Origin of the sequence: Delftia deserti, from assembly GCF_042653485.1 — a bacterium.
GTDB lineage: Bacteria > Pseudomonadota > Gammaproteobacteria > Burkholderiales > Burkholderiaceae_C > Comamonas > Comamonas acidovorans.
In genome coordinates this window covers 1,246,700-1,256,565 of sequence record NZ_JBHSIH010000001.1, presented here as the reverse complement: position 1 = coordinate 1,256,565, position 9,866 = coordinate 1,246,700, and the positions used below count along the sequence as shown (strand labels likewise).

Here is a 9,866-nt window from a genome sequence, read left to right as displayed (position 1 = left end):
GGCCCCGAATGCACCCCGTTCGCAGTCCCCTGACCCCCTCCTGCGCCCCCGGCCAGGGCGCGGCGCGCAGGGTTGACTGTTCCCTGTGTTTCACGAATGATTCCGGTGTCGGTGACACTTTGGAACATTTGTGTTCCGCCGTGGCACTGGGCGAACTCCGCTTCCTGTGCCGCCTTCCCGGCGCCGTGCGCCGGGCCACTTGTTCCCCAACTGGAGATTTCCCATGAGCGTGGAAAAAGCCGAAAGTACCGTGAGCCCCGCCACCGACACGGCCATTGCCGATGCTGCCGTGGCCTCTGCCGAGACAGCCGATGCGCCCCTGACCCCGCAGGAGCGGCAAAACGAGGCCCTGCACACCATCAAGAACCACGTGATCACGGCCATGGGCATCGGCATCCTGCCGGTTCCGGGCCTGGACCTGATCGCCCTCACCGGCGTGCAGCTGAGCCTGCTGCGCAAGGTGGGCCGCCTGTACGGCCATTCGCTGTCGGACGAGACTGGCAAGAAGCTGCTGGGCGCGCTGCTGGGGGGCTACCTGCCGCTGGTGGTGACGGCACCGCTGGCCAGCCTGCTGAAGTTCATTCCGGGCGTGGGCATCGCCGCCGGCGTGCTGGCCCAGTCCACTTTGGCGGGCGCGACCACCTACGCGGTCGGCAAGCTGTTCATGCAGCATTTCGAGACGGGCGGCACCTTCCTGGATGTCAAGGTCTCGGACATGAGCAGCAAGCTCAAGCAACAGGTGGAAGAGGGCAAGGCCTTCGTCCAGAAGAACGTCGGCGGCGGCAAGGCCGGCGCGTCCTGAGCAGGCACTGCCCGGTTGCGATGACATCGATGCAGCCCTCCCGCTGCCCCTGGCTGGCCTTCGGTGCAGGTGCGGCGGATGCAGGCTTGCGCCTGCTGTGCCTGCCCTTCGCCGGTGGCGGTGCCTCGACCTATCTGGGCTGGCGCCGTCATCTGCCAGGCGTGGCCGTGGCGCCGCTGCAGTACCCGGGCCACGAAACGCGGCTGTCGGAAAGGCCGCTGGTCAGCCTGGACGCCATGCTGGCCGGCCTTGCCGATGCCGTGGCGCCCTGGCTGGACCGTCCTTACGCGCTCTTTGGCTGCAGCCTGGGCGCGCGCTTGGCGTTTGCCCTGGCCCGGCAACTTGCCGAACGCGGCCTGCCGCCACCGTGCGGGCTGCTGGTGGCCGCCAGCGCGCCCCCCGGTCGCCCGGCCGTGGCCGATACGGCTGGCCTGGATGATGGCGCCTTCCAGCGGCTGGTCCGCTCCTATGGCGGCATCCCGCCCGAGCTGGATGCCGACCCCGGTTTCTGGGCCATGGCGCTGCCCGTGCTGCGGGCCGACTTCGCGCTGGCGGCCCAGCCGCTGCCGGGGCCGGGGCATCCCCTGGATTGCCCCGTGGTGGCCTATGCGGGACGGGCCGATACGCTCGCCACGCCCCTGGCGATGGCCGGATGGTCCGCCATGACCACGGGTGGCTCGCGGCTGCATTGCTTCGATGGCGGGCATTTCTTCCTCCAGTCGGCTCCCGACTTCCTGGACACTCTGTCCGCCGACATCGACCGCCTGCGCCTGGGCGCAGCGGCCTGCCTGGTGCCTGCATGAACGATTTCCCGATGATGACGAGCGGCGCGCTGCGTGCCGCGCTGCTGTGTACGCTGATGGCGGGCGGCCTGGCCGCCACCACGACGGGCGCCAGGGCCCAGGACGTGGGGCACCGGCTGGGCAGCAACAACCATGTGATCGAAGAGCCGCTGCAGGAACTGGTCAAGAGGCGCCGGCCCAAGGGTCAGATCTATGTGTCCATTCCCCAGGCCCTGGTGATCCTGGCCAACGACGGCATGAACCGCCGCTCCGTGTGCTCGCCCCAGATCCAGGTGAACAACTCCTCCAACCAGACCATGGAGGAGCTGGTGGCCGGCATCCGCTACCGCAAGCAGGGCAACGACAAGTCGGCCGGCAGCACGATCGCCCGCTTCTATGTCCTCAAGGTCGGCAAGCAGGACCTGACCCATCTGTCCAATGCCATCGATGTGGGCAGCTGCGACAACCTGACCGGAGAGCTCGAAGTCATCGAGTGCACGTACTCCAACGGCGCCGACTGCTCCGCCGACGTGCGTGCGCTGGCCTACGGCGCCATTCCCCTGAAGATCATCGACAAGAAATAGGAGCCCGGGCATGTCGAACGCCTTTCTCATCTATCTGATTTTGTGCCTGATCGTTTCCTTCATCGGCCGGCGCACCCGCCTGGGCTGGATGCGTACCCTGGTCGTGGCTTTCATGCTGACGCCGCTGGTGGCATTCATCTACCTTCTGCTGTTCGCCTCGCTGCAGGCCGAAGACCGCCTGGGTGGCCGCTGACGCATGCGCCTGACGGAACTCCTGATCCGCGATGCGCGGACCCCGCTGCAGCGCCTGGGCTTTGTCGCTTTCCTCGCCGGTGCCTCCAGCACGGTGATCCTGGCCGTGGTCAACTCGGTGGCGACGGACAGCCAGCTGCGTTCGGGCGGCAACGCCCAGTACGTGGCGCTGTACGGATTGGCGCTGCTGGTCTACATCTTCAGCCAGCGCTATGTTCTCAACACCACCACCGACGAGGTCGAGCGCATCGTTGACGAATGGCGCCGCCGCCTGATCCGCAAGCTGGCCGCCAGCCGCCTGGTGGGGGTGGAGAAGATCGGCCATGGCGCCATCTTCACGGCCATCAATGCCGATACGCAGACCGTCTCGCACACTGCCGGCAGCCTGATCCTGGGCGTGCAGGCCGTGATGATGATCCTGTGCACGGCGGTCTACATCGCCACGCTGTCCCTGCCTGCGCTCGGGCTGGTGGTGGTGGTCCTGCTGCTGGCCGCGCGCGTGTATGCCCGCCGTGGCCAGCGTGCCAGTCAGGATCTGCGCCGCGCGCATGAGGAAATCGGCGCCCTGCACGAGATGGTCGAGGCGCTGCTGGGCGGCTTCAAGGAAATCAAGCTGTCCAGCCGCCGCGCCGCGGAACTGCTGGACGATGCGGTGCGCGTCTCCTCGCGCACGGCCCACTACCGTTCGCTGGCGCAGCGCACGCTGGGCATGAATTTCGTGTTCTCCCAGGCGGCGATCTTCGTGCTGCTGGGCTCGCTGGTCTTCATCCTGCCGGTGTTGAGCACGACCTTCGCGGCCATCACGGTCAAGGTGCTGACCGCCGTGCTGTTTCTGGTCGGGCCGGTGTCGGGTGTGATCTCCGCCGCGCCGCAGATCACCGTGGCCAATGCGGCTGCGGAGAACCTGCTGGCTGTCGAGAAACTGCTGGATGACAACGTGGAGCCTCCGGGCACCAGCACTGGCAACCCCACGAGCACGGGCACCGATTCCGGCGCGCCCGCCAGCTTCGACACCATCGAGTTGCGCCATGCCGTCTTCACGCGAGGCGAGGGCAGCGACCGTTTCACGGTGGGGCCTGTCGACCTGAGCATCAACCGGGGTGAGACGTTGTTCATCACGGGCGGCAACGGTTCGGGCAAGACCACGCTGGTCAAGCTGCTGACGGGGCTGTACCCGCTGGACTCCGGCTCCCTCGTCCTGGACGGGCAGCCCGTGGACGCCCAGGGCCTGCAGGCCTACCGCGACCTGTTCGGCGCCATCTTCTCGGACTTCCACCTGTTTCGCACGCTGTACGGCCTGGACCCTGTCGATAGCGCACATGCCGATGCGCTGATCGACGAGATGGAGATCGAGAGCAAGGTACACATAGAGGGCGGCCGGCGCTTCTCGACCGTGGGCCTGTCCACCGGACAGCGCAAGCGCCTGGCCCTGGTGGCGGCCCAGCTGGAAGGCCGGCCCGTGCTGGTGCTTGACGAATGGGCGGCAGACCAGGACCCGCATTTCCGCGCCAAGTTCTACGAGGTCCTGCTGCCGCGCCTGCAGCACAAGGGGGTGACCGTCATCGCCATCACCCATGACGACCGCTATTTCCACCATGCGGACCGCCGCGTACACATAGAGGACGGGCGCATCGCCTCCGTCTCCAACCGAGGGAGTGCATCATGAACGCCACCACCGCAAGCCGGGATGGCGGCATGGCCGCGATGGGCCGCAGGCTGTGGGCACGGCTGCGTTTTTTCGGGGACGATCTGCTGATCGCCGCCGTGGTCCTGCTGGTCATGCTGGTCTTTCTGCTGCCCTCCATGGTCGTCACCATTCCGGCGGGCCACCTCGGGGTCCACTGGAAGCGCTTTGGCGGGGGCACGGACATCGACTCGGTGCGCTCCGAGGGCACGACCCTGATTCCGCCCTGGGACATCCTCTACATCTACGACGCCCGCCTGCAGAGCGTGGACCGCGAGTACGAGGTGCTGGCCTCCGACGGACTGAAGCTGCAGGTCACGCTGGCCTGGCGATTCCGCCTGGTGCCCGAGTTCCTGGGGGAGCTGCACCGCTACATCGGCAGCGACTACACCGAGACCCTGGTGGGCCAGTCCATCGGTGCGCGTGCGCGCGACGTGATAGCCATCTACCGCCCCGAGGATATCTACACCAGTCACCGTCTGGAAATCCAGAACCAGATCTCGGAGTCGGTGCGCTACGACATCCGCCACCGCTTCAACACCGAACTGCGTTCTGGCCAGGAGTGGGTGCTGATCGAGGACGTGCTGATCAAGCGCATCGTGCTGCCGGGCGGCGTGGAAGATGCCATCGTGCGCAAGAACGTCACCCGCCACGAAGTCGAGCAATACGCGCTGATGGTGGAAAAGGAAGGGCAGGAGAGCGAGCGCAAGCGGGTCGAGGCACTGGGCATCCGCAACTTCCAGGAAATCATCAGTGGCGGCATGAACGATGCCTATCTGCGCTGGCGCGGCATCGAGGCGACCCTGGAGCTGGCACGCTCCGAGAATGCCAAGGTGGTCATCATGGGCAACGACAAGACGGGCGGGCTGCCGCTGATCTCCATCGGTGGCGAGGGCCTCAAACCCGAGGGCAAGACGGCCGGCAAGCCGGTCGCCGGCACCAGCAGGGGCGATGCCTCCACGCCGGCAGATGCCGTTGCCGGACCGCTGGTGCGCGACGCCAGGCCTGCCTCGTCCGCCATGCCACGGCCGACGGTTCCCGACACGCACCGGCGCGAAACGGCCAGGCCGGAAGCCACCCCGGCGCCTGCTGCGGCTGCGGCTCCTGCTCCTGCTCCGTCCATGCACCGCGATGGCATCGCGGCCGCCAGGTGACACTGCAGCGGCTGCGCGTGCCGGCCCATGCGCCGCTGGATTTTGAGCTGCCACCCCTGGCGCCGGACTCTGCCGTCTGCCTGGGGCTGACACTGGACTGGACACTCGAGCGCGTCTTTCGCCCGGCCCTGGCGGCGCATACCGCCACCTGCGAACATGCGCGCGCTGCGCGTTTTGTGCAGGGGCGCGATGCGCTGCGCCACCTCGCGGGGCGCAGCCTGCTGCGGCGTCTGGCCAGCGCCTATGGCGGCATGCCGGCGCTGGCGCCGCTGGCACTCAACTCCTTCGGTCGGCCCGATTTCGCGGCCTTCGGGCTGGGTTGCAACCTGAGCCACAGCGGCAACCAGGTCTGGGCCGTGGCCACGCGCTGCACCACGGCGGGCATCGACGTCGAATCCGCCCAGGCACCCCCTGACTTCCTGGGCATTGCGGCCTGTTTCCACCCCGCGGAGAAGCGGGCCATGGAGGCCCTTGCCGAAGAGGCGCCCGGTGCGGCCATGCGCTGCTGGGCGCGCAAGGAGGCAGTGTCCAAGGCAGTGGGCCAGGGGCTGTCGCTGCCGCTGGATGCCTATGCCGTGGACTGCGGGCCTGCCGCCTCCGGTTGGCTGTGCCATGCCCCGGCCGGCATGGCGCCACAGGACTGGACCACGCTGGATCTGCCTGTGCCGGCCGGCTATGTGGGCGCGCTGGCCGTGGGGGCGCCGGGAGTCCAGGTGCAAGTGCTGCTGCTGGAGATGGAGGCCTGAGCGGGGCTGATCCCGGCGCGCCGTGCACACCATGCGTGAAACGAGGGCTGAACCATGACCATTTCCCGTGCCTTGACCCGCGATGGCCTGCGCCGGCTGCGTGCGCGCGAAGTCATCCGCAATCACACGCTGATGACCGCTGCCAGCGCTGCGGCGCCTCCCGGCATGATCAGCGCGGCCGTCGCCATGGCCGTGCAGCTGCGCATGGCGCAGCGGCTGTGCCTGCTGTTCGGCGCGCCTTTCACACAGGAGCTTGCGGTGCAGGTCATCACCGGGCTCGTGCAGGCCATGGAGCCGCCGCGCCTGGGCACGCAGGTGCTGCGCCTGGCCTCCATTGCCAGCTGGTTCACCGGGCCGCTGACTTGTGCAGGCATCAATGCCGCCTATACCTGGGCCATCGGCGAGGCCTTGCTGGAGCAACTGGCCACGCATGCCAGCCTGGGAATGCCGCCTGCCAGCCCGGGCCTGCCGGCTTGACGGCGTGCGACCTGCAACTGGCTGCGCACTGCGGCCTGGCCAAGGTCGCCCTTGAGACGCTGTTGCGCGCGGCAAGGCCCGCAGGCGCGCCGTACGCGGCTACCATCAGGGTTACTGCTGCGCCAGGTGATGTGGGCGCTGCCTAGAATCTGCTGCAGTGCAATAGATCAATTGCCCGTACAAGCACGTACAAGAGGAGAAGCATTGCAATGCAAGAGACGACAACAGCCGCCGCCCCCAGCGCCCAGCGCGTGATCAAGAAATACCCCAACCGCCGTCTCTACGACACCAACACGTCCTCCTACATCACGCTGACGGAAGTCAAGCAGCTGGTGATGAGCAACGAGCCCGTGGTGGTCAAGGACGCCAAGAGCGGCGAAGACCTCACGCGCAGCATCCTGCTGCAGATCATTCTGGAAGAAGAGGCCGGCGGCGCGCCCATGTTCTCCGAGACCGTGCTGGCCAACATCATCCGTTTCTACGGCCATGCCATGCAGGGCTACATGGGCTCGTACCTGGAAAAGAACGTGCAGATGTTCACCGACTTCCAGAACAAGCTGGCCGAGCAGGCCCAGGGCACCTCGCCCGAGGCCTGGAGCCAGTTCATGCGCATGCAGCCGCCCGCCATGCAGAACATGATGAGCAGCTACATGGAGCAGTCGCAGAACATGTTCACCCAGATGCAGGAGCAGATGCAAAAGCAGACCGAGCAGATGCTGAGCGCCCTGGGCATCAAGCGCGGCAGCTGAGCTTTCAGGGATAAGTTCGGGGGCGATGTGCCAAGTTCACGCAGAACTGGGACAATATCGCCCCTATGAATCCCACGAGCGACGCAACAACCATGACAACCCCTGCCGGCGCGGCCGCTCCGCGCGTGGGCTTCGTGTCTCTTGGGTGCCCCAAGGCACTCACCGACTCCGAACTCATCCTTACCCAGCTCAGCGCCGAGGGCTACCAGACCTCCAAGACCTTCGAGGGCGCTGACCTGGTGATCGTCAACACCTGCGGCTTCATCGATGACGCCGTGCGCGAGAGCCTGGACACCATTGGCGAGGCGCTGGCCGAGAACGGCAAGGTCATCGTCACGGGTTGCCTGGGTGCCAAGGCGGGCAAGGATGGCGGCAACCTGATCCAGGAAGTGCATCCCAGCGTGCTGGCAGTGACCGGTCCGCACGCCACGCAGGAGGTGATGAATGCCGTCCACACCCATCTGCCCAAGCCGCACGATCCCTTCATCGACCTGGTGCCGGGCGCCTTTGGCGAGGCGGGCATCAAGCTCACGCCCAGGCACTACGCCTACCTGAAGATTTCCGAGGGCTGCAACCACCGCTGCACCTTCTGCATCATTCCCTCCATGCGCGGCGATCTGGTCTCGCGTCCCGTGGGCGATGTGCTCAAGGAGGCGCGCGCGCTGTTCGAGGGTGGCGTCAAGGAACTGCTGGTGATCAGCCAGGACACCTCGGCCTATGGCGTGGACGTGAAGTACCGCACGGGCTTCTGGGACGGCAAGCCGGTGAAGACGCGCATGCTCGAACTGGTGCAGACGCTGGCCGAGATCGCCGAGCCCTATGGCGCCTGGGTGCGCCTGCACTACGTTTATCCGTACCCCAGCGTGGACGAGATCATTCCGTTCATGGCCACGGGCCGCGTGCTGCCCTATCTGGACGTGCCCTTCCAGCACAGCCATCCCGACGTCTTGAAGCGCATGAAGCGCCCGGCCAATGGCGAGAGGAACCTGGAGCGCCTGCAGCGCTGGCGCGAGATCTGCCCGGATCTGGTGATCCGCTCCACCTTCATCGCGGGCTTCCCCGGCGAGACCGAGCAGGAGTTCGAGCACCTGCTGCAGTTCCTGCGCGAGGCGCAGATCGACCGCGCGGGCTGCTTTGCCTACAGCCCGGTCGAAGGCGCTGCCGCCAACGAGATTCCCGGCATGCTGCCGCAGGAAGTGCGCGAGGAGCGCCGCGCGCGCTTCATGGCCGTGGCCGAAGAGGTTTCCACTGCGCGCCTGCAAAAGCGCGTGGGCCAGACCATGCAGGTGCTGGTGGACAAGTCCGTGGGCCTGGGCAAGAAGGGCGGCGTGGGTCGCAGCTATGCCGATGCGCCCGAGATCGATGGCCTGGTGCACCTGCTGCCGCCCGAGAAGGCCAGCAAGACCTACAAGGTGGGCGACTTCGTGAAGGCGCGCATCGTGGGCACGCAGGGCCACGACCTGGTGGGCCAGCCCGTGTAAGGCCTGCATTCGCATCCCTGAAAAGCGGGCAAGGTTTTCCTTGCCCGCTTTTTTTGTCCTTGATGGTCCAAGGCCTGATTTTGATCAAGGCGTTCAGGTCGCTTCGCTGAAATGCTGTACCTACTTTGACGCAAAGAAAGGATGGCGCGAATGAACAAGACCATGAAGGCCGCCGTGGTGCGGGAGTTTGGCAAGCCGCTCACCATCGAGGAAGTCCGGGTGCCCCGGCCCGATCCCGGCCATGTGCTGGTGAAGATCGAGGCCTGCGGCGTCTGCCATACCGACCTGCATGCGGCGCAGGGCGACTGGCCCGTCAAGCCCAATCCGCCTTTCATCCCCGGCCATGAGGGCGTGGGCTATGTGGCCGCCGTGGGTGCGGGCGTCACCCATGTGAAGGAGGGCGACCGCGTCGGCATTCCCTGGCTGTACACGGCCTGCGGCCATTGCGAGCATTGCCTGGGTGGTTGGGAGACGCTGTGCGAGCAGCAAAAGAACACCGGCTACTCCGTCAACGGCGGCTTTGCACAGTACGCGCTGGCCGATGCCAACTTCGTGGGCCTGCTGCCCGGCAGCGTGGACCTGATCGAGATCGCCCCCGTGCTGTGCGCGGGCGTCACGGTCTACAAGGGTTTGAAGGTCACGGACACCAAGCCCGGCAACTGGGTGGTGATCTCGGGCATCGGCGGCCTGGGCCACATGGCCGTGCAGTACGCCAAGGCCATGGGCCTGAACGTGGCGGCGGTGGACGTGGATGACGACAAGCTGGCGCTGGCCCGGCGCCTGGGTGCCCAGGTCACGGTCAATGCCATGACCACGGACCCTGCGGCCTACCTGAAAAAGGAGATCGGTGGCGCACACGGCGCCCTGGTGACAGCGGTATCACCCAAGGCCTTCGAGCAGGCGCTGGGCATGGTGCGGCGCGGCGGCACGGTGTCGCTCAACGGCCTGCCGCCCGGCAGCTTCCCGCTGCCTATCTTCAACATGGTGCTCAGCGGCGTGACCGTGCGCGGCTCCATCGTGGGCACGCGGCTGGACCTGCAGGAATCGCTGGACTTCGCGGCCATGGGCAAGGTCAAGGCCACCGTGTCCACCGACCGGCTGGAGAACATCAACGACATCTTTGCGCGCATGCATGAAGGCAAGATCGAAGGGCGCGTGGTGCTGGACCTGAACGCCTGACGCTTTGCCCACCCCAAAAAAACAGGCTTCCCGAGG

Annotated in this window: 11 protein-coding genes; all 11 read left to right on the top strand. The window is 66.7% G+C overall.

What is annotated here, in order from left to right:
- Positions 1 to 223: 223 nt before the first annotated feature.
- Positions 224 to 802, top strand: coding sequence for a YcjF family protein (locus ACFPFG_RS06060; RefSeq protein ID WP_016445288.1), 579 nt, complete (start codon positions 224 to 226; stop codon positions 800 to 802).
- Positions 803 to 831: 29 nt separating this feature from the next.
- Complete coding sequence (locus tag ACFPFG_RS06055) at positions 832 to 1,605, top strand: thioesterase II family protein (protein ID WP_183017407.1); 774 nt, start codon at positions 832 to 834, stop codon at positions 1,603 to 1,605.
- Positions 1,602 to 2,168 carry a hypothetical protein gene (locus ACFPFG_RS06050; protein WP_183017406.1) on the top strand — a complete coding sequence of 189 codons (567 nt, stop codon included), beginning with the start codon at positions 1,602 to 1,604 and terminating at the stop codon, positions 2,166 to 2,168. Before ACFPFG_RS06055 ends, ACFPFG_RS06050 begins: the two co-directional genes overlap by 4 nt.
- Before the next feature lie 10 nt (positions 2,169 to 2,178).
- The gene (locus ACFPFG_RS06045) at positions 2,179 to 2,361 is read left to right on the top strand and encodes a hypothetical protein (protein ID WP_016445291.1); all 183 of its coding nucleotides are present in this window, start codon (positions 2,179 to 2,181) and stop codon (positions 2,359 to 2,361) included.
- A gap of 3 nt (positions 2,362 to 2,364) precedes the next feature.
- Positions 2,365 to 4,026: a cyclic peptide export ABC transporter gene (locus tag ACFPFG_RS06040; protein ID WP_197956764.1), complete on the top strand. Its 1,662-nt coding sequence runs from the start codon at positions 2,365 to 2,367 to the stop codon at positions 4,024 to 4,026.
- Positions 4,023 to 5,198, top strand: coding sequence for a prohibitin family protein (locus ACFPFG_RS06035; RefSeq protein WP_183017404.1), 1,176 nt, complete (start codon positions 4,023 to 4,025; stop codon positions 5,196 to 5,198). Before ACFPFG_RS06040 ends, ACFPFG_RS06035 begins: the two co-directional genes overlap by 4 nt.
- A complete protein-coding gene (locus ACFPFG_RS06030) occupies positions 5,195 to 5,944 on the top strand; it encodes a 4'-phosphopantetheinyl transferase family protein (RefSeq protein WP_183017403.1) in 750 nt (249 codons plus the stop codon). The genes ACFPFG_RS06035 and ACFPFG_RS06030 overlap by 4 nt, the downstream gene beginning before the upstream one ends.
- A 54-nt stretch (positions 5,945 to 5,998) precedes the next feature.
- Positions 5,999 to 6,421 carry a hypothetical protein gene (locus tag ACFPFG_RS06025; protein ID WP_197956763.1) on the top strand — a complete coding sequence of 141 codons (423 nt, stop codon included), beginning with the start codon at positions 5,999 to 6,001 and terminating at the stop codon, positions 6,419 to 6,421.
- Positions 6,422 to 6,630: 209 nt separating this feature from the next.
- Positions 6,631 to 7,170 carry a polyhydroxyalkanoate synthesis repressor PhaR gene (phaR, locus tag ACFPFG_RS06020; RefSeq protein ID WP_197956762.1) on the top strand — a complete coding sequence of 180 codons (540 nt, stop codon included), beginning with the start codon at positions 6,631 to 6,633 and terminating at the stop codon, positions 7,168 to 7,170.
- A gap of 92 nt (positions 7,171 to 7,262) precedes the next feature.
- Positions 7,263 to 8,651, top strand: a complete 1,389-nt coding sequence (gene rimO / locus ACFPFG_RS06015) for a 30S ribosomal protein S12 methylthiotransferase RimO (RefSeq protein WP_380105591.1) — start codon at positions 7,263 to 7,265, stop codon at positions 8,649 to 8,651.
- A 150-nt stretch (positions 8,652 to 8,801) separates the two neighbouring features.
- Positions 8,802 to 9,830: an alcohol dehydrogenase AdhP gene (gene adhP / locus ACFPFG_RS06010; RefSeq protein ID WP_380105589.1), complete on the top strand. Its 1,029-nt coding sequence runs from the start codon at positions 8,802 to 8,804 to the stop codon at positions 9,828 to 9,830.
- The last annotated feature ends 36 nt before the right edge of the window (positions 9,831 to 9,866 follow it).

Excerpts from the sequence above, each read along its gene's own strand:
- ACFPFG_RS06060 (WP_016445288.1), top strand. The coding sequence starts at position 224 with ATGAGCGTGGAAAAAGCCGAAAGTACCGTGAGCCCCGCCACCGACACG.
- ACFPFG_RS06055 (WP_183017407.1), top strand. The coding sequence starts at position 832 with ATGCAGCCCTCCCGCTGCCCCTGGCTGGCCTTCGGTGCAGGTGCGGCG.
- ACFPFG_RS06050 (WP_183017406.1), top strand. The coding sequence starts at position 1,602 with ATGAACGATTTCCCGATGATGACGAGCGGCGCGCTGCGTGCCGCGCTG.
- ACFPFG_RS06045 (WP_016445291.1), top strand. The coding sequence starts at position 2,179 with ATGTCGAACGCCTTTCTCATCTATCTGATTTTGTGCCTGATCGTTTCC.
- ACFPFG_RS06040 (WP_197956764.1), top strand. The coding sequence starts at position 2,365 with ATGCGCCTGACGGAACTCCTGATCCGCGATGCGCGGACCCCGCTGCAG.
- ACFPFG_RS06035 (WP_183017404.1), top strand. The coding sequence starts at position 4,023 with ATGAACGCCACCACCGCAAGCCGGGATGGCGGCATGGCCGCGATGGGC.
- ACFPFG_RS06025 (WP_197956763.1), top strand. The coding sequence starts at position 5,999 with ATGACCATTTCCCGTGCCTTGACCCGCGATGGCCTGCGCCGGCTGCGT.
- phaR (WP_197956762.1), top strand. The coding sequence starts at position 6,631 with ATGCAAGAGACGACAACAGCCGCCGCCCCCAGCGCCCAGCGCGTGATC.
- rimO (WP_380105591.1), top strand. The coding sequence starts at position 7,263 with ATGACAACCCCTGCCGGCGCGGCCGCTCCGCGCGTGGGCTTCGTGTCT.
- adhP (WP_380105589.1), top strand. The coding sequence starts at position 8,802 with ATGAACAAGACCATGAAGGCCGCCGTGGTGCGGGAGTTTGGCAAGCCG.